Origin of the sequence: Streptomyces sp. MB09-01, from assembly GCF_033794505.1 — a bacterium.
GTDB lineage: Bacteria > Actinomycetota > Actinomycetes > Streptomycetales > Streptomycetaceae > Streptomyces.
The window spans coordinates 1-22,258 of the sequence record NZ_JARAYQ010000140.1 but is presented as its reverse complement, the minus strand read 5'-3'; the positions used below and the strand labels follow the sequence as shown (position 1 = coordinate 22,258).

Here is a 22,258-nt window from a genome sequence, read left to right as displayed (position 1 = left end):
TCCCCGTACCCCCCCACACCCCCCAGCCGGGCATGCGCCTGCGCGAGCTCGTCTTCGGGGCGGCCTGCGCCGCGGCCGTACGGGCCGCCGCCCGCCTCGGCGTGGCCGACGCCCTCGGGTCGGAGCCCGCCACCGCCACCGAGCTCGCGGCGGCGGTGGACTGCGAGCCCCGGCCCCTGGAACGGCTGCTCCGCGCCCTGGCCTGCTACGGGATCTTCGAGGAGACCGAGGACGGGAAGTTCGTCCACACGGAGATGTCCCGGCTGCTGCGCGAGGACGATCCGCAGAGCCTGCGCTACATCTCCCTGTGGTGCACGGAACCCTGGACCTGGCAGGCCTGGCCGCGCCTCGACGACGCCGTGCGTTCCGGCGACAGCGTGTTCCAGGACCTCTACGGCAAGGGGTTCTTCCAGTACCTGCACGAGGACGCGCACGAGTCGGCCCACGTGTTCAACCGGGCCATGACCACCTCCAGCATGCAGTCGGCGCTGGACGTCGCCGAGCTCCTCGACCTCACCGGGGTCTCGGTGGTCGCGGACATCGGCGGCGGCCAGGGGCACGTACTGGCGAGCCTGCTGGAGAAGCACCCGACGGTGCGCGGCGTCCTGCTCGATCTGCCGGGCGTGGTGGCGAAGGCGGATCCCCGGCTGCGGGACGGCGGTCCGCTCGCCGAGCGGGCCGGCATCGTTCCCGGGGACTGCCGCGAGGCCATCCCGGTCGAGGCCGACATGTACATCATCAAGAACATCCTGGAATGGGACGACGAGAGCACCGCCAGGACCCTGCACAACGTCGTCTCCGTGGCCCGCCCCGGAGCCAGGGTCGTCATCATCGAGAACCTGGTCGACGACACCCCGTCGATGAAGTTCACCACGGCGATGGACCTGCTGCTGCTCCTCAACGTGGGCGGCGCGAAGCACACCAAGGACAGCCTCTGCACCCGGATGCGGGACGCGGGGCTGGTCATCGGCGAGATCCGGCCGGTCAATCCGTACCTGCACGCGTTCGAGTGCACCGTGCCCGAGTGATTCCGGGCCCTCCGCGCGCCACAACGCCTCGAGACCGGCGGGATGAGCCGGTCTCGGGGGCGTCGGTACCGCCGACGGGCGGTGCCCGTCCGTCCGAACGCGTCAGCCCTTGGCCGCCAGGGCGTTGTTGACGAGGTCCAGGAACTCGCGCGGCGACTTGCACCGGTCCGCGTCGGCGGGCAGGGGCCGGCTGTGCCGGTTCTCCAGCTCGCCGACGATGCCGAGGAGCCCGAGGGAGTCGAGCCCCCACTCGTCGAAGCCCGAGTCGGGGCGGCTCGCCATGGCCTCGGGGTCGACGTTCAGGCCCGCCCCCTTCTTCATCAGGGCGGCCAGTTCTTCCATGGTCAGTCGAGGGGTCATGACGGCCATCTCCTCAGGCTCGGTCCGGCGTACGCCGGTCGGTGATCAGGCGCATTTCAGAGCGCGCGAGGAAGCGTGAGAGCTCTTGGTCGGTGGTGGGGACGCCGTCCTTGGCGCTGTCGAGCAGGCGGGCCAGCACGGCCGCCTTGTGGCCGCCCTCGACGCCGAGCGTCACGGCGGGCCGGGCGTCGAGCGGGCCGCGCATGTCGAGGAGCCGGACGACGATGTCGTCGCGCTGGAACAGGGTGCTGGCCTCGATGGGGTTGGCCGGGTCGTCCACGGCCGCCTCGTCCTGGCCGGCGAGCAGCCGGGCGAGCGCCATGCCGCACCCGCTCTTGGCGGGGTAGAAGAGCGCGTGCCGCCGGACGTCCGCGTGCTCGCGTCCGCCGCCCGCCACGTGGTGCACCGCGGGGAGCGCCGCCCGGGTGAAGAACATCCGGGCGGATCCGGGGTCGCTGAGGTCCCGGTCCTGTTCCAGATACGGGTTGATGGCCTCCTCCAGGGCCTGCACCTCGGGCTGCTGGGCCACGTGGCGCAATGCCGCGAGGAGGTCGCCCTCCACCTCGACCGCCCGTACGACCCTGTTCCCGTGCATGAAGAGCGAGGTGCGGCGGAGCCGGGTGTTCGCGTCGACCTGCGCCTGCGGGGAGGTGTACCCGGCGAGCAGCTCCGCCACGACGGGTTCGCTGCCCGGCTTCACGGTGAAGGTGAGGGCGTGGCGGACCACGCCGTCCCCGCGCCGCGGGGCGACCTGGAGGCGGCCCCCGGACCGGTCCCCGAAGACCGCGGCCTCGGGGGATGAGCCCGGGGGCGAGAGGGAGAAGACGGCGGAGGCCGGGACGGGGACGGGGTCCTTGGCGGTCTCCCGCAGCACGCTGAAGCGCAGCGAGCGCGTGTCCCGTACGCAGCCGTGGAGCGGCTGCACCGAGGCGACGTGCTCCTCGCTGTTCACCCAGGCCAAGAACCGCGGTGCGCTCTCCCACTCACTGGTGATGAGCCACTGCGAGGGATTCTCGATCGACTGGCACAACTCGTCCCGGATGTGTCCGGGAACGGAGGACACCTGCTTGCGGAGATGCTCGTAGACCTCCAGGAACTGGTTCTGCGCTCCGTCGTACAGATCCAGCAGCAGCACGACCCGAAGCCTCGAGCCGTCGAAGGCGGACTGGGATATCCGTTCCGACAAGGTTGTCATCGTTCACACTCCTTCGAGACCACACGGTCGCCACGGGGCGGCGCCACCCGAACCGATCGTTGTCCCGCAATCCCCCCGGCGCGAGAGGAGAGAACCAAGCGGGTGAACGGGCGAGGGAAGCGCCCTCGCACAGGGCATGGAAGAGCCATGAAGGAAAACGTCGACCACCGCGTCCCTGTCCTCATCGTGGGCGGCTCGCTGGTGGGCCTGTGCACCTCGCTGTTCCTCGGCCGGCACGGCATCAGCCACATGCTGGTCGAGAAGCACGCGGGTACCTCGATGCACCCGCGTGGACGCGGGATCAACGTACGGACCATGGAGTTGTTCCGCGTCGCCTGTGTCGAGGAACGGATCCGCGAGGCGGCCTCTGTCCTGGCGGACAACCACGGCATCCTGCAAGGCGGCTCCCTGACCGGTGAGGACCAGGAGTGGCTGTTCGAGCAGATCGACCCGGGGGGTGCGATCGCCCGCTTCAGCCCGTCGGCATGGTGCCTGTGCAGCCAGAACGACATCGAGCCGGTACTGATGTCCGTGACCCCCGGGCTCGGGGCCGACCTGCGGTTCTCCACCGAGCTCCTCTCCTTCGAACAGGACCCGGGCGGTGTGACCGCCATCGTGAAGGACCGCCGTACCGGGGAGCACAGCACGGTGCGCGCGGACTACCTCGTCGCCGCCGACGGGCCGCGCAGCCCGGTGCGGGAAGCGCTCCGGATCGGCCAGAGCGGCTCCGGGGACCTGTTCCACAACGTGAGCATCACCTTCCGGTCCCGCATGCTTGCGGACGTGGTCGGCGATCGGCGTTTCATCGTGTGCTACCTGACCAAGCCCGACGCCGACGGGGCCCTGCTGCCGGTGGACAACAGCGAGCGGTGGGTCTTCCACGCGCCGTGGCACCCCGACCGCGGCGAGACCCTGGAGGACTTCACCGACGAGCGCTGCGTCGATCACATCCGCCGGGCCGTCGGCGCACCCGGCCTGGACGTCGAGATCACCGGGAAGGCTCCGTGGCACGCGGCCGAGCGGGTCGCGCAGCGGTACGTGGCCGGCCGGGTCTTCCTGGCCGGTGACTCCGCCCACGAGATGTCCCCCACCGGGGCGTTCGGCTCCAACACCGGCATCCAGGACGCGCACAACCTGGCCTGGAAGCTCGCAGCCGTCCTGGACGGCGCGGCCGGCCCCGGGCTGCTGGAGACGTACGAGACCGAGCGGCTTCCGGTGGCGCGGGCGACGAGCGAGCGCGCCTCGGCCCGGTCCGCCGAGCACAGCCACCCGGGGTACGAGCCCGACCCCGAGACCGTTCCCGAGGCCCAGCCCGAGCCCGCCCCGGGCGGGGGCGGACGGCAGGGCGGTGTCCTGTCCGTGGCCATGGGCTACCGCTACAACGAGGGCGCGGTCCTGGGCACCGACCCCGACCGGCCGGTCGTGCCCGAACGGATGCGTCTGTGCGGCGAACCGGGCACGCGCGCGCCGCACATGTGGCTCCACGCCCCGGGGGAGGAGCAGCCGAAGTCCACCCTGGACCTCTACGAGCGGTCCTTCGTCCTGCTCAGCTCCGAGGGCACGCCGTGGAGCGGGGCGGCGGGATCCGTCGCCAAACGGATGAACGTGCGCCTGGACGCCTACGCCATCGGCAACGGACCGGAGGCCGACCTGATCCCCTCGAGCGCCGGCGACTGGGCCGAGGCGCACGGCACGACCCCGGCCGGGGCGGTCCTCGTCCGCCCGGACGGCTTCGTGGCCTGGCGCTCGGAGGAGGCCGTGGCTGATGAGGAATCGGTCCTGTACAAGGTCCTGACCACCCTGCTGGACCGGTACTGACCTCCCCCTCCCGGATCCCCGCGCCGCCCGGGCGACGCGGGGATCCTCCGTGTGCCGGTCCCGCCGCGCCATCCGGATATTGGACAACCCTGTCCGTTGACGACGAACGCCATCTACTCTGGCCGGGCAGCTGGTTCGCACCCGTCAGCCGGACGGGGTGCGTCGTAAGAGGGAACCCGGTGGGAATCCGGGACTGCCCCGCAGCGGTGAGCGGGAACGACCGCCGTCATACGCACTGGGACCGGAACCGGTCCTGGGAAGCGACGGCCAGTAGGAGCCCGCCGGGAGACCGGCAGGCGCGCCCGCGAGTCCGAAGACCTGCCCGTTGCCCGAGCGCGAACGACCGCGCCCGGTTTCCCGGTGACCTCGTGGGCGGGTCGGCGTGCTTCAGGCGGATCGTTCCGGCGTGTACCTCAGGCGTACGCGCGTCCGGCGGTCCGCCCGTTCCGGCACCCCTTCGCAGCCCAGGCCCGTCACCGGGTCCATGGAGACACGCTCGCGAAGGAGAGTTCCGTGACCACCGAGTCCGCAGCCGCGGCAGTACAGGCCACCGTGTACGGCTACCCCCGCCAGGGCGGCAGCCGCGAACTGAAGAAGGCCGTCGAGGGCTACTGGAAGGGCCGCGTCACCGCCGACGCCCTCCGGGAGACCGCCCGTGACCTGCGCCGGACCAACTGGCAGCAGCTGGCCGACGCCGGCATCACCGAAGTGCCGACCGGCGACTTCTCGTACTACGACCACGTGCTGGACACCAGCGTGATGGTCGGCGCCGTCCCCGAACGCCACCGTGCCGCCGTGCGGACCGACGCCCTCGACGGCTACTTCGCCATGGCGCGCGGTACCCAGGAGGTGGCGCCGCTCGAGATGACCAAGTGGTTCGACACCAACTACCACTATCTGGTGCCCGAACTCGGCCCGGACACCGTGTTCACGGCGGACTCCTCGAAGCAGGCCGCCGAACTCGAAGAGGCACTGGCGCTCGGCCACACCGCCCGCCCGGTCCTGGTCGGGCCGGTGACCTACCTCCTGCTGGCCAAGCCGGCCCCCGGTGTCGCCGCCGACTTCGAGCCCCTGACCCTGCTCGACCGCCTGCTGCCCGTGTACGCCCGGGTCCTGGCCGACCTGCGCGCGGCCGGAGCCGAGTGGGTGCAGCTGGACGAGCCCGCCCTCGTGCAGGACCGCACCCCCGCCGAACTGAACGCCGCCGCCCGCGCGTACCGCGAGCTCGGCGCCCCGGGCGACCGGCCCAAGCTGCTCGTGGCCTCGTACTTCGACCGGCTCGGCGAGGCCCTGCCGGTGCTGGCCAAGGCCCCCGTGGACGGGCTCGCCCTGGACTTCACCGATGCCGCCGCCGCGAACCTCGCCGACCTCGCCGCCGTCGGCGGCCTGCCCGGCAAGCGCCTCGTCGCGGGCGTCGTCAACGGCCGCAACATCTGGATCAACGACTTCGAGAAGTCCCTGTCCACCCTCGGCACCCTCCTCGGCCTCGCCGACCGGGTCGACGTGGCCGCCTCCTGCTCCCTGCTCCACGTCCCGCTGGACGCCACCGTCGAGCGGGACGTCGACCCGCAGGTCCGCCGCTGGCTCGCCTTCGCCCGGCAGAAGACCGCGGAGATCGCCACGCTCGCGCGCGGCCTGGCCGGCGGCACCGGCGCGATCGCGGCCGAACTCGCCGCGAACCGGGCCGACCTGGCCTCCCGCGCCCGCTCCACCGTCACCCGCGACCCCGCCGTGCGCGCCCGGACCGCGGCCATCACGGACGCGGACGGCCGCCGCTCCCAGCCGTACGAGGAGCGCGCGACCGCCCAGCACGCCCGCCTGGGCCTGCCGCTGCTGCCCACGACGACCATCGGGTCGTTCCCGCAGACCGACGAACTGCGCGTGGCCCGTGCCGACCTGCGGGCCGGCCGCATCGACACGGCCGGCTACGAGGAGCGCATCGAGGCCGAGATCCGGGAGGTCCTGGCCTTCCAGGAGAGGGCCGGGATCGACGTCCTCGTGCACGGCGAGCCCGAGCGCAACGACATGGTCCAGTACTTCGCCGAGCAGCTCACCGGCTACCTCGCCACCCAGCACGGCTGGGTCCAGTCCTACGGCACCCGCTACGTCCGCCCGCCCGTCCTGGCCGGCGACATCTCCCGCCCCGACCCGATGACCGTGCGCTGGACCGCGTACGCCCAGGCGCAGACCGGCCGCCCCGTCAAGGGCATGCTCACCGGCCCCGTCACCATGCTCGCCTGGTCCTTCGTCCGCGACGACCAGCCGCTCGGCGACACCGCCCGCCAGGTGGCGCTGGCCCTGCGCGACGAGGTGAACGACCTGGAGGCGGCGGGCACCTCCGTCATCCAGGTGGACGAACCGGCGCTGCGGGAGACCCTCCCGCTGCGCGCCGCCGACCACGCCGCCTACCTGGCGTGGGCCACCGAGTCCTTCCGGCTCACCACCGCCGGGGTCCGTCCGGACACCCAGATCCACACGCACATGTGCTACGCCGAGTTCGGCGACATCGTCGACGCCATCGAGGCCCTCGACGCCGACGTCATCAGCCTGGAAGCGGCCCGGTCGCACATGCAGGTCGCCGACGAGCTCGCGGGCGCCGACTACCCGCGCGAGGTCGGCCCCGGCGTCTGGGACATCCACTCGCCGCGGATCCCCTCCGTGGCCGAGGCGTCGGCCCTGCTCCGCAAGGGTCTCGCGGCCATCCCTGCCGAACGGCTGTGGGTCAATCCCGACTGCGGCCTGAAGACCCGGGCCTGGCCGGAGACCAGGGCCTCCCTGGAGAACCTGGTCGAGGCCGCCCGCCAGGTGCGCGCCGAGGTCACCGCCGACGGCGCCTGATCCGGGGCCCCGGCCGCCTCAGGCGGAGCGCGGTGGTGCGACGCGCTCCCGGTCGGGCGGCCGGGCCCCGTCGCCGTGGTCGCCGGAGCCGCCGGCGCAGTCGTCCCCGACGAGGCCCGCCACGTGGTCGGTGATCGTGTCGAGGATGTCCGTGGAGATCGTTTCGTCGCCGAGCACGAGGTGGTTGAGCGTCAGCCCGTCCGTCATGGCGGCCAGATAGCGGGCCAGTACGGTCACGGGGACGCGGAGTTCGAAGCCCATGTGGTGACGGAGCTGTTCGATGAGCTCGGTGTAGGTGTCGGCGTAGAGCTGGTACTGGCGTCGGGCGAGGTGCTCGAAGCCGGGCCGGCGCAGGGCGTACTGCGTGAGTTCGTAGGTGAGCATGTGCTCGCCCGGGTGGGCGGACACGTGGTCCCAGTACGCCTGGAAGCCGGCCCGGACGGTCTCGCGGAGGGTGGCCTTCGGCTGGATCGCCTCCTTCACCACGGTGATGCTGTGCTCGGTGATCGCCGCCATGACGGATTCGAGCAGGGCCTGCTTGGAGTCGAAGCAGTAGTGGAAGACGCTCAGCGACACGCCGGCCTCGGCGGATATCGACCGGGTCGTCGTCCGGGCGACCCCGTCGCGGGTCATCGCGCGGATGGCGGCCTCGGTCAGCTGCCGGCGCCGGTCGGCCGACGGCATCCGTGCCATGGGCGGTCCCTTCGGTTCGTGCTGCTGTGCCGGGCGGTGCGGTGGGACACGGGCGGTGCGGCGGCGGGAAGGCGGCCGGGGCCGGCCGGATCGCTGAGGATCCGGCCGGCCCCGGCACCGGACACCGCCCGGGCGGCGTCAGCTGCTGTAGACGCCGACCTCGTGGAGCGAGTACCCCCACTGGGTGCCGCGCTGCAGTCCGTGGACGCGTACGTACCGGGCCGGGGTGCCGGCGAACTGCGCCGTGTCCAGCCCGCCGTCACCGGTGGTCGTGGACCAAACGGACTGCCAGTTCGTGCCGTCGCCCGAGAGCTCGATCCGGTACGACTTCCCGTGGGCGCGTTCCCACTCGAGGGTGACGCGCTTGACCAGGCCCGGTGTCCCGAGGTCGATCCGGAGCCACTGGTCGTCGCTCCAGTCGCTCGCCCAGCGGGTGCCCGTGTTCCCGTCCACGGCCCGCGAGGGCGCGTAGCTGACGAACGGGTTCCACTCGGACGAGCTGGCCGAGGCGGGGGCGCCCGCGGCCAGGTTCACCCCGGCCTTGTGCTTCTCGGACGAACCCCACGTGGTGAGGTAGGACTCGGCGCCCCGGAACAGGTCGTCCACCACGTCCTGGCCGCCGGTGATCCGGATGTCCTCGATCCAGTCCGGGACCAGGCCGTAGTGCGAGGCGCCGTCGGTGTTGAGGTCCCAGGTGCGCGCGCCGGTGGTCTGCTTGTCGATCACGGAGCCGCCGTCGGTGCTGCGGAACGGGTAGCGCACCGGGTTCGGGGCGTCCGCGCCGCGGGGGCCGGGCCAGCCGCCCACGCCGTTCATGTCGGTGCCGTAGCCGTAGCCGACCTTGTACTTCTCGCGCAGCGCATCCGTGCGCCTGGCTTCCGCGCTGAAGGCCTCGGAACCGCTCATGTACTGGGCGACGAAGCCGCCGAGCCGGTACACCCGCTCCGTCCAGTCGAGGTCCATCCAGCTGTGCGAGGAGATCACGCCGGGGTACGACTCGGATTCGAGGATGTCGAAGGCCCGGCCCGCGGCCTTGACCCCCATGTGGTCGATCTCCAGCATCATCTTGCGTTTCATCATGCCGCGCACCGCGTACTCGCCGAGCTCGGTGAGACCGCGGGTGTTGCACTGCGCGTCAGCGGCGTACGAGGGGACCGCCACGCCCGCCGGGAGCTGCTTCTGCGCTTCGGGCGCCGCCGCGAGGCCGATGGGGTTGTCGTGCTGCGGGCCCTTGCACTTCTCCGTCTGCCAGAAGGTGCCGGTGGACAGGAACTGGCCCACGTTGATCGCCGTGCCGAGCGCGCCCTGGTCGAAGCGGACCCCGCACAGGGCGTTGTCGAACTTGTGGCACAGGAACATGCTGCGCACGCCCAGCTTGTGCAGCTCGTCCAGGCCGCGGTCGATGTCCTCCTTGCTGCACTGCGCGATGTCCAGGATCTGCTTGCAGCCGAACGGTTCGGAGGTCTCGACCCCGAGGACGACTGCCAGCTTGCCCTGCTCGACGACGTCGCGGGCCTGCGCGGAGTCGGTGACGATCCGGAACCAGCCCTTGCCCGGCCCGCCGTACATCTTGTCGATGTACGCCTGCATGTCGTACGTCTTCTGCGCCTCCAGGCGGATGGCGGTCATCTCGTCGCAGCCGCGGTCCTTGAAGAAGTAGACCGAGCAGATGACCCCGTTGGTGACGAGGTCGTTGACGAGCACCCGCTGGCCGCCGCGCCAGGCGCGTTCGACCCAGGCGTAGTAGTTCTGCTGGTGGGTCAGCGAGTCGTGGGCGGGCCAGTCCTTGAAGGTCGGCCAGCCGTTCGGGTCGTGCTTGCCGTCTCCGCCCTTGGTGATGAAGTCGAAGATGGCGAGCGTGCCGTCCGGATAGTGCTCGGGGCAGTCCTTGAGCGCGTCGGCGACCCCCTGCTCGGAGAACGGCTTGCCGCAGATGAGACGGCCGCCGAAGCCCTCGTTGGACATCAGGTGGTCGTGCGCGTCGACGAAGCCCCGGACGCGTCCCTGGGAGTCGGTTCCCTTGAAGGGTTCGCCGGTGACGTCGATCTCGGAGTCGGGTGCGGGCCGGGCGACCGGGTTCCACCAGCCGGGGTCGGCGGCGGAGGAACTGGGCACGGGGCCGAGCACCATGGCCACCACGGCGAGGAGCAATGACAGGACCGCCAGGGGCCTACGCCTGTGGTGCGTGTGTCGGGAAATGGTCATCACTCACGTCTTCGGTCAGTGGATGGCGCGGTCGAGGAGCCGGATCCGTCCGGGGGCACGACGGCCACGGCCGCACGGCACGGCTGTGGCTCGCTTGTCATGGCCCGCACAAGCGGTGGGACGAGAATCGCCACTGGCGGCAGCAGAGTCAAGAGTCCGGGACAGATGACCTGATGGATCGTCAGTCCGGCCGGATCGGATCACCGGGACGACGTGCCGGCGGTGTCGGTGGGGCGTGCGACGATCCCAGGCATGATCGCCTCGTTCGCCGCCCTGCTGCCCACCGCGGGTACCCACGCCTCGACCACGTACGCCGACTGGGCCGCCGCCCACGACCCGGACGCGGCCGGGACCGCGCGCGCCCTGATCGAGGACATGCGCACCGAACTGGGCCGCTCCCGGACCAAGCCCGGCCGGTTCGTCGACACGATGGCGGCGCGGGCGCGACGGCTGCCGCCGGCGCACCTGCCGTGGTTCTGGGACACCGTGGGGCACCGGCTGATCGGACACGGGAGCCGGCCCGGCGGGCGGGCCTACGCCGCGGCCCGGGAGGCCGAGGCCCGGCACGGACTGCCGGTGGACCCGGCCTACCGCCGGGCCAACGCGCTGCTGTTCGCCACGGGCGGGGCCATGCCCGCCAAGGAGTTCGGGGCCCACCAGCGGTTCCTCGCCGAGACGTTGGAGCCGGGCGCGGCGCACGCGGCCCTGGAGGCGTTCCTGACGGCTTGGGCGGGCTCGCCCGCCGACCTGCCCGCGGATCTGGTGCGCCGCGTACGGGCGTCCGCGAAGGCGGCCGGGCACGGGGACGAGGAGGTGGCGCGGCTGGTGGGCGCGATCCTGTCGGTCACCCGCAAGAAGTCGGTGCCGGAGGCGCTGTTCACCGCCGCGGAGCAGGTCCTGACGGCCCATCGGCCGGCGGACACGGTAGCCGCCGGACTGGTGGAGGTCTTCCCGGACGGGGTCACCGACGGCGGGGCGTGGCTGCGGATGCTGATCGGCTGCGGCGCGGCGCAGGCGATGGAGAGCGGACGGGTGGTGCCGGAGGGCGGACTGCACCACTGGGTCGGGAACTTCGTCCGCATGTACCAGTACGCGGCGCAGTCCGGCGGCGGCGTCGCGCGCCAGCCGCTCCCGCCGGAATTCCTCGACCTCGTGGGCCGGCTGGGGCCGCGGCTGCGGACGGCGGGCGAGCCGGTGACGGTGCACACCACCCGGCACCACTACCAGGGCTTCGACGCGGACGTGCTCGACGCCTGCCTGGCGGCCGGGGTCGCGGTCGTCGACCCGGGTCCGGAGACGCGGATGCGCTTCTGGGGCGAGCGGTCCCGGCGGGACCTCGTCGCGCTGGCCGCCGACCCGGTGTTCGGCCCGCGCCTGGAGGGGACCGTGCACGCGGGTCTGACGCCCCACTGGTCGGCGTCGCACAGCCGCCGTCCCGGGTCCGCGGTGACGCTGCTGCCGGGCAACGAGGGCATCGCCCACGAGGTGGCCGGGCGGGTGGGCAAGCTCGTCGACACGGTCGCGGGCGGCGGCATGGCGGGGGCCGAGGAGGCCGTGGCCGAGCTGGAGACCCTGCTGGACCGGCCCACGGCGACGGCGCTCGGCGGGATCGCCGATGCCCTGGCCGGGGCGGGCGCCGCGGGCGCGCTGCGGCGCTCGCTGGCGGCCGGCCTGCCCGAGGAACTGGCCTGGCCGGCCCTGGAGTCGGTGTACGCGCAGTTCGCGGCGGGCGCCGGGCCCGATATGACGGACGGGGCGCTGCCGGAGGCGACGGAGGTGACGGAGGCGACGGAGGTGACGGGGGTGGCCGGGGTGGCCGGAGTGACCTCCACCTGGCCGGTGCTGACGGTGTTCGGGCGCGACCGGGCGGTCGCCGTCGCCCCGGACGGCGTGCGGGGCTCGTGCCGGTTCACCGTCCCGGACGGGGCGACCATGCACGCCGTCCACTACGTGGGCGGTTCCTTCCTGGTGAGCTGGACCCTCAAGAAGAGCCCCTCCTACTGCGACACCGCCGTCTGGGCCGACCGTCCCGAGGAGCCGTTCACGCCGGAGCAGGTGAGCGGCCTGGTGCCGTTCGCCGGCAGTCTGGACGGGGCCTACGGCTTCCAGTTCGAGACCGCCGACGGGGGCGGGCGGCACGGCGGCACGCGCGTACTGCGGCCGGGCGGCACCGAGGGCATCGACGGGGACGAACTGCTGCTCGGCGACGGCTCCCGGATCTGGACCAACGCCGTCTTCGGGCGGCGGCCGTGGGAGGTGGTGGACCCGGTCACCGGGGAGCGGCAGGGGCCGAGCCCGCTGCCGGACTTCCCGGGCCGCCCCGCGAGCGCCGATCCGGCCGCGGAGCCGTCCGAGACCGGCATGAGCCTGGCCGGGGAGGCGCTGCAGCTGGCGCCGCTGCCCGCCGGTCTGGACGGCTCCCCGCTGGGCAGCCGGGACGGGCTGGTCGGCACCCGGGTGCTGTTCCGCACCCGGCACCGCGACCACGCGCCCGACCACTACCTGGTGGAGAGCGTGGACGGACGGACCGCCCGCTTCGTCATCGACCGGCCCGGGCAGGAGCCCTGGGCCCTGTGGTCCCCGCCGGAGGGAGCGGTGGAGGACGTGGTCCTCGCCGAGGCCCGGACCTGGACGGGCGTGCGCGCGTACGCCGCCGACGGCGTCCTGCTGTGGGAACTGGACGGACACCACTCGCCCCGGAACCCGCGGGTGAGGCCGGCCCGGCAGGTCACCGTGTCGGGCGGAGTGGCCCTGCCGCCGGCCTTCTGGTACCTGCTGCGGACCCGGGACGCGGCGGGATCCCGCGCGCTGCGGACCGTGGGACGGCAGACGGCCGACACGCTGCTGGCGGCCGCCCTCGACGGCCCGGCGGTGCTGCGCGCGGCGGTGGCCCGGGAGCTGCCGGAGGTCACCGACCCGGTGCTGGCCGAGGCCGTCGTGGCCGTGGCCGGACGGGCCGCCCGGGTGGAGGAGCGGCGGCGCGCCCTGCACCGGCGCGTCACCCTGCTCGCCGAGGCCGCCCCGGCCCGGCCGCGCCGGTCCGCACCGGACACCGAGCTGCTGCCCGCCCTGTTCGGGCTCGTCTCCAAGGGGGAGCGGCCGACCCGGGACGTGGCCCTGCCGGCGACGCTGGGCGCGCTGGCCTCCGACGGCGCCTGCCTGGCCGGGACGATCGTGGAGGAGGTACGGCGGCTCTCCCCGCCGGCGCCGCCGCACGACTGGTCGCAGCTGCTGGGCACGGTCGACGCCGCGGCGTGGCGGGCTGCGGTGGCGCCGACCCCGGACGCCGACCGGGCCGCGCTGCTGGCGCTCCTGGACACCTGGGCCGACCAGCCGTTCGCCCGCGCGGGCAGCCGGTGGTGGGTGGGCCGCGCCGACGCCGGGACCCTGGACGGGCTGCGGGCGGGCGGTACGGCCGTGGCGTCCGCCGCGGTGAAGCCCGGCGGTGCGCAGTGCTGGTTCGTCGCACCCGCAGCGGAGGACGCCACCGCCGACGGCGATCCGGTTCCGGCGGCGCTCGCGCCGGCCCGGCTCGTCCGGGTGCAGCGGGACGACGCCGCCCGGCTCCGGGCCCTGGTCGAGGCGGTCGACGCGCACGGTCCGGTCCCGCTGCCGGAGCCGGCGGCCGCGCGCTTCGCCGAACTGACGGGCGTACGACGGGCCGTGGCCCGGCTCGTGGTGGCCGGTCTGGTGGGCCGGCCCGGCCGGGACGAGGACCGCGCCCTGGCGCGCAAGGCCCCCTACAAGGCGACCCCGACGACCGCCGAGGCGTACGAGCGGCTGCGCGCCCGGCTCGGCGGCGCGGGACGGCGGGCCGTCCTGGCGGCGGCCCTGCCCGAGGACCCGGCCGAGCTGTGGCGGCCGGGCGGGGTCCTGGCGGCCGTGGAACGGATGGCCGGGGTGTGGTGCGAGCTGATCGGGGCGCAGCCCGCGGTGCACGACGGGGCGGCCGACGCCCTGGAGGCCGACCTTGGCCTCTGCGAGGTGTGGGCCCGGCGGCTGGCGGGCGGCTACGAGGCCGCCGAGGACACGACGGTGGAAGCGGCCGGCTGGGAGCTGGCGGCGACCCGGTACGGCAACAAGGTGGAGGTCAGAGCCGTGCCGCCGGCCGGACCCCAGCTGCCCTACGGCACCCCGGTGGGCCTCTCCCTCGGTCGGATCGCGAGCGCCCTGGTGTGGGCCTGGACGGACCGGCCGGTCGGCGATCCGGCGGTGGCCGGGGCGATGGCCCTGTACGAGCGGCTGCGGGCCGAACTGGCCCGCCCCGAGCTCCTGCTGGAGCTGCCCGGCGGACTGGTCCAGGACAGCTCGACACCGATCGCCGAGCAGTTCGGGCCGGGGCGGCTGCCGGTGGTGAAGGGCCGGTACGCGGAGGAGGGCCCGGTGACCGTGACCGCGTACGACTCCGGGCCGCTGGTGGTGTGCACGCCCGGCGGCGTCCCCTTCCTGCGGCCCGCGGCGGTCGCCGGCCCCGAGGCGTGGCGACGGCTGCGCGGGATCATGGGCCTCTCCGAGGCACTGGACCGGGTGGCGCCGCTGCTGCCCGGTGGCGGGCTGGAGCGGATGATGCTCCGGGCCCGCTCGGGAGCGCTGCCGGCCGGCACGTACGAGGCGGACCCGCGGCAGTCCTGCCCGGAACTGGTCGCGCGGGTGGGGCAGGAGCTCGGCGCGGGCACCGAGGCCGCGGCCCTGTACCTCCAGCTGGCGGCCCTGGCCGCACCCACCGACCGGAACGTGCGGCGGTGGAACGGCTGGTCGGCCGAGCAGCACGCCCAGGCCCGGGCCGAACTCCTCGCCACCGGCAAAGTGGTGGAGGCCAAGCGGGCGCGGGCCGGCCGGACCCTGTTCCTGCCCGGGGAGTGGAGCGAACTGAAGGCCCCGCACCTGCCGCTGGAGACCTCGAAGCTGGAGAGCCACCTGGTGCGCCCGCTGTGGCGGAGCGAGATCCGGGCCCCGTTCGGCCGGGTCCTGCCGACGGCGCCCCTGCACGAGATGTTCGCGGAGGCCTGGGAGCGGGTGGCGGGCGGGCTCGGAGCCACCCCTTAGGCGGGTCAGCGTTCGCGGTCCATGACGCGGCGGGCTGCCTCGGCCTCGGCCGCGGGAGGAGACAGTTCGTCGAGGGTGTCGAGCTCGTCGTCCGAGGCCAGCTCCCGCTCCCAGGCTGCCGCGAGCCGTTCCTGCTCCTCGCGCGGCCGGCCGGTGACGGCCTCCCGGTGGTCGGGGTTCAAAGCCGCGAGGAAACGTCCGATCGTGTCCGTCGGCATGCCGTGCTCCTTCTCGCCGTGGGGGAGGGGCGGCGGCCACTGCGGTACCCGCCCCGGCCAGGATGGCGAACCCGGCCGGCGCCGGCGGCCCGACACGCGGCTCGCCCCCGGCGGGTGAACTGAGTGCACCCGGCTCACGCAGCGGGTTTCCCGGTGTCGGTCCTGCGGGACGCCCGCGGGCGGCCTACCGTCGGGGTATGAGCGAATTCGTCGTCGTGTACGAGCTCGGCGAAGAACCGGTGGCGGGGCACGACTCCGGTGAACCGGCCGGGGGCGGCGAGCTGCCCGTACGCCGCGTGCACGCGGCGCCGGCCGCCCCCGGCATGACGGCCGTCCCCGGTCCGCGGACCTTCTGCGGCCGGGACACGTTCGCGATGCAGAAGGCCTCGTGGCAGCCGCCGGGGCAGCCCGGCTCCGCGTGGTACGACCCGCAGTACGCGAGCCGGGTCTGCCCCGCCTGCGACGACGCGGCGGGCGACGGCTGAAGGGTCAGGACGCCCGGCGGGGACGCGTCAGCGCGCCGCGTTGTGCTCGGGCAGGTCCATCTCGGCCGGGGCGAATCCGAAGCCGCGCTCGGTCGCCTTCGCGGCGGCCTGCTTCCCGCAGAACGCGGCTTCGAGGGTCCCGCCGAGGGCGGTGTTCGCCGCGCCCCTGTTCGAGGTGTTCGCCATGGCGGAGAGACTGCGGCGGCCGTCGCGGGTGGAGAAGGCGTAGGTGTAGAAGCCCTGCACGGTACCCGTGTGCCCGTACACCGACGTGCCGCAGGAGAGGTCGTAGCGGCGCAGGCCGAGCCCGTAGAACCTCGTGTTCGTGGTGTCGGTCGGGGTCACGGTGACCATGGCGTCCAGCATCCGCGGGGACAGCAGCCGCCCGCTCAGCAGGGCCGAGGTGAAGGTGTTCAGATCGGCCGCGTCGGAGATCACCGCGCCGGCCGACTGGGCCCAGGACGCCGTCTGCTCGGTGGAGTCGACCAGCGGCGCGCCCGCCTCGTCCGGGTGGAGGTAGCCGCGCGCGTGCACTCCGCCGATCCGCGTGTCGGGGTGCACGTAGGAGGTGTTCTTCAGCTGCAGCGGCTTGATGATGCGCCGCTCGTACTCCTTGGCCACCGGGTTGCCGGTGGCCTTCTCGATGAGCATGCCGACGACCACGAAGTTGGTGTTGGAGTACCCGTACGCCGCGCCGGGCTTGCCGGTCCGCGGCTGCTTCAGCGAGAGGTCCACCAGTTCCCGGTAGCTGAACACCCTGTTGCGCACGGCCTCGAAACCGGGAACGGTGCGCTCGAACATGGGATCGGTGTAGTCCGCCAGCCCGCTCCGGTGGCTCAGTAGATGACGCACCGTGATGCCGTCGTCGGGCAGCAGGCCGGGCAGGTAGTGGTTGACGGAGGTGTCCAGGCCGATCCGCCCCTCGCCCACCAGCTGCAGCAGGACGACGGAGGAGAACGTCTTGGTGACGCTGCCGATCCGGAAACGGGCCTGGGTGTTCATGGGCGCGTCGGTGCCCCGGTCGCGCACGCCCACGGCACTGGTGCGGGTCCCCTCGGGGCCGGTGACCCGGGCCATGGCGCCCGGAGCTCCGGCTGCGGTCGTGTTCCGCAGTGCCTGGGTCAGCGCCGCGATGTCCGGGGTGGTCTGAGCGGCGTGGGCGGTGGTCACCGGGGCCACCGCGGCCGTCACCGCGAGCAGGGCTGTCGTGAGGGCCAGACGGCGGTTCATGGGCAGGCGCACTGTGTTCCTCTGGTGGGTCGGTCGGTCAAGTCGGTGGCAGGGCAGAAGCCGGGGCGTCCGGGACCGGCCGGGGCGGGACGGTCACCGACGCCTACTGAAGATCATCGGGCACGGCGGACGGTGGTCCGGGCCACAACGCGTCGGTCTAGGAGGGTGGTTCCGGGGCCAGCAGCCGGGCCGCCGCCTCGCGCATCTCCACCTTGCGGATCTTTCCGGTGACGGTCATGGGGAACTCCTCCACGACGTACACGTAGCGCGGGATCTTGAAGTGGGCGAGCCTGCCGTCGCAGTACGCCCGCACGGCGGCCGCGGTCAGCGGCTCCGCGCCCTCGCGCATCCGCACCCACGCCATCAGCTCCTCCCCGTACTTCGCGTCGGGCACGCCGATGACCTGGACGTCCAGTACGTCCGGATGGGTGTGGAGGAACTCCTCGATCTCGCGCGGGTAGAGGTTCTCGCCGCCGCGGATCACCATGTCCTTGATCCGGCCGGTGATGCTCACGTAGCCGTCGTCGTCCATGACGGCCAGGTCGCCGGTGTGCATCCAGCGGGCCGCGTCCACGGCCTCGGCGGTCCGCTCCGGCTCCTCCCAGTAGCCGAGCATGACCGAGTACCCACGGGTGCACAGTTCGCCCGGTTCCCCGCGCGGCACCGTCAGGCCGGAGTGCGGATCGACCACCTTCACCTCGAGGTGCGGCCCGACGCGGCCGACGGTGGACACGCGGCGCTCGACCGAGTCGTCGGCGCGGGTCTGCGTGGACACGGGAGAGGTCTCCGTCATCCCGTAGCAGATGGACACCTCGGTCATGCCCATCCGGTCGATGACCTCCTTCATGACCTCGACCGGACACGGCGAGCCCGCCATGATCCCCGTCCGCAGGCTGGACAGGTCGTAGGCGTCGAAGCCGGGATCCGCCAGCTCGGCGATGAACATGGTGGGGACTCCGTAGAGGGAGGTGCACGACTCCGCTTCCACCGCGGCGAGGGTGGCCGCCGGATCGAAGGACGGCGCCGGGATCACCATGGCCGCGCCGTGGCTGGTGCACGCCAGGTTGCCCATCACCATGCCGAAACAGTGGTAGAGCGGCACCGGGATGCAGACCCGGTCCTGCTCGGTGTAGTGGCACAGCTCGCCCACGAAGAAGCCGTTGTTGAGGATGTTGTGGTGCGAGAGGGTCGCGCCCTTGGGGAAGCCGGTGGTCCCCGAGGTGTACTGGATGTTGACCGCGTCGTCCGGGCTCAGCGCGGCCTGCGCCCGGGCCAGCCGCGCCGGGTCACCCTGCCGGCCCCGCTCCAGCAGGGAGGTCCACAGGGGCCCGCCGAGCAGGGCCACGAACTCCAGCGCCGGGCAGCGCGGCCGCACTTCCTCGATCATCGCCGCGTAGTCGGAGGTCTTGAACCGGTCCGCGGCGGCCAGCAGCCGGATCCCGGACTGCCGGAGCACGTACTCCAGTTCGTGGGAGCGGTACGCGGGGTTCACGGTGACGAGAACCGCCCCGATCTTGGCCGTGGCGTACTGCACCAGCGTCCACTCCGCCCGGTTGGGGGCCCAGATGCCGACGCGGTCGCCCTTGACGATGCCCACGTCCAGGAGTCCGAGCGCGAGGGCGTCGACGTCGGCGGCCAGCTCCGCGTACGTCCACCTGCGCCCCGCGGCCACGTCGACGAGGGCGTCGCGGCCGGGGAACCTCCGCACGGTGCGGTCCAGGTTCTCGCCGATCGTGTCGCCCAGCAGGGGCACTTCGCAGACCCCGGACGCGTAGCTCGATGCGGCAGACACATGGACCTCCTGGACTGGGTGGCGGAGCGGGCGGGGCGGTCCGGCGTCCCGTCGTGAACCGCGCCGACCGGACTCTCGCACACGCCGGAGCCGGGACGCCTGCGCCTACCTGCGAGGATGGCCTGAAATATACTGTTGGGGTGACTGAGACCCCCCTGCCCCCCTGCCCCGAGTGCGCCGGCACGTACGCGGACGAGATGGGCGCGCTCCTCGTGTGCCCCGAGTGCGGGCACGAGTGGCCGCTCGCGTCCGCCGAGCCCGGTGAGGCCACCGGGGAGCGGGTGATCAAGGACGCGGTCGGCAACGTGCTGGCCGACGGCGACACCGTGACGGTCGTCAAGGGCCTGAAGGTCAAGGGAAGCCCGACCGGCATCAAGGCCGGCACCAAGGTGCGCAACATCCGTCTCGTCGAGGGCGTCGACGGCCACGACATCGACTGCAAGATCGAGGGCTTCGGCTCCATGCAGCTCAAGTCGAGCGTGGTCAGGAAGATCTGACCGCAGCGCCCCGCGCTCCGCGGGGACGGGAAGGGCGCCTGCCGGGCGGGGACCCGGTCAGGCGCCTTCGTGGTTCTCCGGGCGGATGGCCCGGGCGGACGGGTCAGGGAGTGGCGTAGACGTGGAGGGGGGCGTGCGCCGTGGTGGTGATCGTCGCGGTGGCGGTGAAGACGTCCTCGCCGTTCTGGCGGGCCAGGACGCGTACGGGATGGCGGCCGGCCGCGGTCGTCTCGCCGGCGGCCGGGGCCGTCTCGATCCAGCAGGGCGAGTTCAGCTCCGCGTAGCGGAAGAAGCGCATCTCGATGTCGGTCAGGACTCCCCGCCGGGGGAAGGCGGAGGCGTACGCGGCCTGGCGGACGGCTTCCAGGAGCAGCATGCCCGGGGCGTGGTCGACGGGGTGGTCGAAGAGGATCGGGTGGTTGATGTCGGCCCGGAGCTGGGCGCGGAGGGCGGAACTGGTCGGCGAGAGGACCACGTCGTGGAAGCGGTCGCGGCCGACGCGGCGGGGCGTCAGCGGCGGCGGCAGCGGGATGATGCGGGCGGCCACCTGGTCGAGGTCCGCGTTCGTACCGCGAAGGCGCTCGTAGACGGCCTGCGGCTGGTTGGTGAAGCCGGCCTGGGCGGTGCCCAGGAACTCCCCGTCGCGGGTCGCGGTGACGTGCATGGTGAGGCCCGCCAGTCTTCGGCCCCGGCGCGTGATGCCGGAGCAGCTGATGCGGAGCACGATGTCGGCCGGTACCGGGCCGACGACGAGGGCCTCCGGGACCGCCGAGTAGCTGAAGGTGTCCCAGATCTGACGGTGGCCGAAGGGGACGTCGTAGGCGACGTGGCTCAGGAGCGGGATGGCCTGGCGGACCGTTTCCGCGAGGAGCAGCGGGTCGTGGTGGCCCCCGTCCGGCGTGTAGAAGCTGTGGGTACGGGGCCACTGGGCGGTGACGACGTACTCGTCGGGTGCGACGGTGCGCCACCCGGTGAGCAGGACTTCGGAGTGTGCGCTCTTGTGTACGTACTCCCGCGGTAAGGCGCTGCTGAGTGCGGCGACGGACGAGACGGAGTGATCAGCTGACACAGTCATGGTTGAGCCCCCCTGGACATCGGACATGAGCTGGTGCTTGTGTGGCGCTGGGTCCTAAAATAAAGGATGTTCGTTTTTTTTGTCGAGAGAGATTAGGTGTCCATGTCAGAGCGGAAGCAGCAACGCGCGCCTCAACTCAGGGCAGTTCAGACCAAAGCGGCCATCCTGCGTGCCGCGGCGGAGGTCTTCGACGAGTTCGGCTTCAGCGGGGCCAGCATCAGCAAGATCATGAAGCGGGCGGACGTCACCCAGGGCGGGATGTACTTCCACTTCAGCTCCAAGGAGGAGCTCGCCTACGCCGTGATGGTCGGCCAGGGCGACGGGCTGGTCTTCCCTGAAGGGGAGGACGGCCTGCAGCACCTGGTGGACATCACGCTCTACCTCGCGGAGGAGCTGCGGCACAATCCGGTCCTCCGCGCCGGCGTCCGACTGGCCGTGGAACAGGGCGAGTTCGGCCTGCGCGACGACGTCGCCTACCAGGCCTGGGTGCTGCAGTTCCGCCAGCAGCTGCGCTTCGCCCGGGCCAAGGGGGAGCTCCAGCCGGACGTCGACGACCACGAGCTGGCGTGGGTGCTGGTCAGCTCCTTCACCGGCGCGCAGCTCTTCTCCCAGGCGTCCACCGGACGGGCCGACCTGCCGCAGCGCATCGCCTCGCTGTGGCGCTACCTGCTTCCCGCGGTCGCCACCGAGAGCACCCGCGAAAAGCTGCGCCTGACGCTGCGTCCGACGCGGCAGCAGACGTCGAACGAGCCGGAAACCGGGGCGGAGCGACGGGGTTGAACGCCCGTCACATCGTCGTCACCGGGGCGACGGGCTTCGTGGGGTCGGCGGTCCTGCGCCGGCTGGCCGCTCAGGACCCGCAGGCCGTGGTGCGCGCGGTGTCCCGTACGCGTCCCCCCATCGCGTACGGCGGGCGCTGGACCGGCGCGGACCTCGCGGACGCGGAATCCCTGCACGGAGTGTGCGACGGCGCGGACGTCCTGCTGTCACTGGCCTCGTTCGTCGGACCGGACGCCGACCGCTGTACGGCGGTCAACTCCACTGGAGCCGCGGCCCTGATGGCCGAGGCGCGCCGGGCGGGCGTACGGCGCATCGTCCAGCTGTCGACCTGCGCCGTCTACGGGCCGGGACCGCACACGGGACAGGACGTCGGCGAGCTGACGACCGCCCCGGTGTCGGAGGCCAGCAGCAGCCGGCTGGCGGGGGAGGAGCCGGTGCTCGACGCGGGGGGACTGGTCCTGCGCGCGGGACTGGTGCTGGGCAGGGGGGACCGCTGGGTCGTACCGGCTCTCGTCGACGCCTTCCGGCGCGTACCGGCGGCGTGGGGAGGAGGCGCGGGGCTGGCGTCGTTCGTCGACGTCGACGACCTGGCGCGGCTCATCGCGGCGTTCGCGCTCGGGGACGGCGCGTCGGCCGGGGCCGCGGGCGTCCTGCACGCGCACCACCCGGTGCCGGTGCGCAACCGCGACCTCATGGACACCCTCGCCGACCACCGGGTGCTGCCGGCGAGACCCGCCGCCGACTGGCCGTGGCGCAAGTGTCTGGACGCGCTGGCCGCGACCCCGGGATGGGTGAGCGAGCGGCAGTTCACGCTGCTGGCCCGGGATCACTGGTACCGCGCCGACGAGGCATGGCGACTCGCCGGGATCGCGCCGGGACCCGGTCCGCTGAGCCGGCTCGGCGCGGCGGCGCAGTGGTACCGGGAGAGGGGCGGCATCGCCCCGGGCTGAAGGCGATCTGCCAAAGCCTCAGCGGGTTGGAGGGCGGGCGGGCTGTGG

General features: G+C 73.0%; 16 protein-coding genes and 1 riboswitch. Of the genes, 8 read left to right on the top strand and 8 right to left on the bottom strand.

The window, feature by feature from the left end; all coding sequences use genetic code 11:
• Window positions 1-32: 32 nt before the first annotated feature.
• Window positions 33-1,028 carry a methyltransferase gene (locus PV721_RS26280; RefSeq protein WP_416371186.1) on the top strand — a complete coding sequence of 332 codons (996 nt, stop codon included), beginning with the start codon at window positions 33-35 and terminating at the stop codon, window positions 1,026-1,028.
• 102 nt (window positions 1,029-1,130) lie between these two features.
• Here the strand turns inward: PV721_RS26280 and PV721_RS26275 are convergent, their stop codons facing one another.
• Window positions 1,131-1,388, bottom strand: a complete 258-nt coding sequence (locus tag PV721_RS26275) for an acyl carrier protein (RefSeq protein ID WP_319728284.1) — start codon at window positions 1,386-1,388, stop codon at window positions 1,131-1,133.
• Window positions 1,389-1,401: 13 nt separating this feature from the next.
• Window positions 1,402-2,583, bottom strand: a complete 1,182-nt coding sequence (locus PV721_RS26270; protein WP_319728282.1) for a SchA/CurD-like domain-containing protein — start codon at window positions 2,581-2,583, stop codon at window positions 1,402-1,404.
• Between the two features lie 147 nt (window positions 2,584-2,730).
• On the opposite strand from PV721_RS26270, the gene PV721_RS26265 reads away from it, so the two are divergent.
• Together PV721_RS26265 and metE are read left to right on the top strand one after the other, a co-directional pair.
• Window positions 2,731-4,401, top strand: a complete 1,671-nt coding sequence (locus tag PV721_RS26265; RefSeq protein WP_319728281.1) for an FAD-dependent monooxygenase — start codon at window positions 2,731-2,733, stop codon at window positions 4,399-4,401.
• Window positions 4,402-4,515: 114 nt separating this feature from the next.
• Window positions 4,516-4,742, top strand: a riboswitch (cobalamin riboswitch).
• A 172-nt stretch (window positions 4,743-4,914) separates the two neighbouring features.
• Window positions 4,915-7,239 (top strand): 5-methyltetrahydropteroyltriglutamate--homocysteine S-methyltransferase, encoded by a 2,325-nt coding sequence (metE, locus tag PV721_RS26260; RefSeq protein WP_319728280.1) that lies wholly within the window; start codon window positions 4,915-4,917, stop codon window positions 7,237-7,239.
• 18 nt (window positions 7,240-7,257) lie between these two features.
• Here the strand turns inward: metE and PV721_RS26255 are convergent, their stop codons facing one another.
• Both PV721_RS26255 and PV721_RS26250 read right to left on the bottom strand, forming a co-directional pair.
• A complete protein-coding gene (locus tag PV721_RS26255; protein WP_319728279.1) occupies window positions 7,258-7,932 on the bottom strand; it encodes a TetR/AcrR family transcriptional regulator in 675 nt (224 codons plus the stop codon).
• 138 nt (window positions 7,933-8,070) lie between these two features.
• A complete protein-coding gene (locus tag PV721_RS26250) occupies window positions 8,071-10,137 on the bottom strand; it encodes a discoidin domain-containing protein (protein WP_319728278.1) in 2,067 nt (688 codons plus the stop codon).
• Window positions 10,138-10,389: 252 nt separating this feature from the next.
• Between PV721_RS26250 and PV721_RS26245 the strand changes: the two genes are divergently transcribed.
• Complete coding sequence (locus PV721_RS26245; protein ID WP_319728277.1) at window positions 10,390-15,183, top strand: hypothetical protein; 4,794 nt, start codon at window positions 10,390-10,392, stop codon at window positions 15,181-15,183.
• A 5-nt stretch (window positions 15,184-15,188) separates the two neighbouring features.
• Here PV721_RS26245 and PV721_RS26240 read toward each other — a convergent pair whose 3' ends face one another.
• Window positions 15,189-15,401, bottom strand: coding sequence for a hypothetical protein (locus PV721_RS26240; protein ID WP_319728274.1), 213 nt, complete (start codon window positions 15,399-15,401; stop codon window positions 15,189-15,191).
• A 197-nt stretch (window positions 15,402-15,598) separates the two neighbouring features.
• Between PV721_RS26240 and PV721_RS26235 the strand changes: the two genes are divergently transcribed.
• The gene (locus PV721_RS26235) at window positions 15,599-15,886 is read left to right on the top strand and encodes a hypothetical protein (RefSeq protein ID WP_319728272.1); all 288 of its coding nucleotides are present in this window, start codon (window positions 15,599-15,601) and stop codon (window positions 15,884-15,886) included.
• Window positions 15,887-15,913: 27 nt separating this feature from the next.
• Here the strand turns inward: PV721_RS26235 and PV721_RS26230 are convergent, their stop codons facing one another.
• Both PV721_RS26230 and PV721_RS26225 read right to left on the bottom strand, forming a co-directional pair.
• On the bottom strand, window positions 15,914-17,116 hold the full coding sequence (locus PV721_RS26230; RefSeq protein ID WP_319728270.1) for a serine hydrolase domain-containing protein: 1,203 nt from the start codon (window positions 17,114-17,116) through the stop codon (window positions 15,914-15,916).
• 157 nt (window positions 17,117-17,273) lie between these two features.
• Window positions 17,274-18,908 (bottom strand): AMP-binding protein, encoded by a 1,635-nt coding sequence (locus PV721_RS26225; RefSeq protein WP_319728269.1) that lies wholly within the window; start codon window positions 18,906-18,908, stop codon window positions 17,274-17,276.
• A gap of 140 nt (window positions 18,909-19,048) precedes the next feature.
• On the opposite strand from PV721_RS26225, the gene PV721_RS26220 reads away from it, so the two are divergent.
• The gene (locus PV721_RS26220; protein ID WP_319728267.1) at window positions 19,049-19,405 is read left to right on the top strand and encodes a zinc ribbon domain-containing protein YjdM; all 357 of its coding nucleotides are present in this window, start codon (window positions 19,049-19,051) and stop codon (window positions 19,403-19,405) included.
• 103 nt (window positions 19,406-19,508) lie between these two features.
• Here the strand turns inward: PV721_RS26220 and PV721_RS26215 are convergent, their stop codons facing one another.
• On the bottom strand, window positions 19,509-20,480 hold the full coding sequence (locus PV721_RS26215) for a ScbA/BarX family gamma-butyrolactone biosynthesis protein (RefSeq protein WP_319728265.1): 972 nt from the start codon (window positions 20,478-20,480) through the stop codon (window positions 19,509-19,511).
• Window positions 20,481-20,582: 102 nt separating this feature from the next.
• Between PV721_RS26215 and PV721_RS26210 the strand changes: the two genes are divergently transcribed.
• Window positions 20,583-21,260 (top strand): ScbR family autoregulator-binding transcription factor, encoded by a 678-nt coding sequence (locus PV721_RS26210; protein WP_319728263.1) that lies wholly within the window; start codon window positions 20,583-20,585, stop codon window positions 21,258-21,260.
• Complete coding sequence (locus tag PV721_RS26205; protein ID WP_319728262.1) at window positions 21,257-22,210, top strand: NAD(P)-dependent oxidoreductase; 954 nt, start codon at window positions 21,257-21,259, stop codon at window positions 22,208-22,210. The genes PV721_RS26210 and PV721_RS26205 overlap by 4 nt, the downstream gene beginning before the upstream one ends.
• Window positions 22,211-22,258 lie beyond the last annotated feature (48 nt).

What these genes read in the sequence shown, in the direction of transcription:
- PV721_RS26245 (WP_319728277.1), top strand. Translation starts at nt 10,390, where the DNA reads ATGATCGCCTCGTTCGCCGCCCTGCTGCCCACCGCGGGTACCCACGCC.
- PV721_RS26215 (WP_319728265.1), bottom strand. Translation starts at nt 20,480, where the DNA reads ATGACTGTGTCAGCTGATCACTCCGTCTCGTCCGTCGCCGCACTCAGC.
- PV721_RS26250 (WP_319728278.1), bottom strand. Translation starts at nt 10,137, where the DNA reads ATGACCATTTCCCGACACACGCACCACAGGCGTAGGCCCCTGGCGGTC.
- PV721_RS26210 (WP_319728263.1), top strand. Translation starts at nt 20,583, where the DNA reads ATGTCAGAGCGGAAGCAGCAACGCGCGCCTCAACTCAGGGCAGTTCAG.
- PV721_RS26280 (WP_416371186.1), top strand. Translation starts at nt 33, where the DNA reads ATGCGCCTGCGCGAGCTCGTCTTCGGGGCGGCCTGCGCCGCGGCCGTA.
- PV721_RS26230 (WP_319728270.1), bottom strand. Translation starts at nt 17,116, where the DNA reads ATGAACCGCCGTCTGGCCCTCACGACAGCCCTGCTCGCGGTGACGGCC.
- PV721_RS26240 (WP_319728274.1), bottom strand. Translation starts at nt 15,401, where the DNA reads ATGCCGACGGACACGATCGGACGTTTCCTCGCGGCTTTGAACCCCGAC.
- PV721_RS26255 (WP_319728279.1), bottom strand. Translation starts at nt 7,932, where the DNA reads ATGGCACGGATGCCGTCGGCCGACCGGCGCCGGCAGCTGACCGAGGCC.
- PV721_RS26265 (WP_319728281.1), top strand. Translation starts at nt 2,731, where the DNA reads ATGAAGGAAAACGTCGACCACCGCGTCCCTGTCCTCATCGTGGGCGGC.
- PV721_RS26275 (WP_319728284.1), bottom strand. Translation starts at nt 1,388, where the DNA reads ATGACCCCTCGACTGACCATGGAAGAACTGGCCGCCCTGATGAAGAAG.
- PV721_RS26235 (WP_319728272.1), top strand. Translation starts at nt 15,599, where the DNA reads ATGAGCGAATTCGTCGTCGTGTACGAGCTCGGCGAAGAACCGGTGGCG.
- PV721_RS26270 (WP_319728282.1), bottom strand. Translation starts at nt 2,583, where the DNA reads ATGACAACCTTGTCGGAACGGATATCCCAGTCCGCCTTCGACGGCTCG.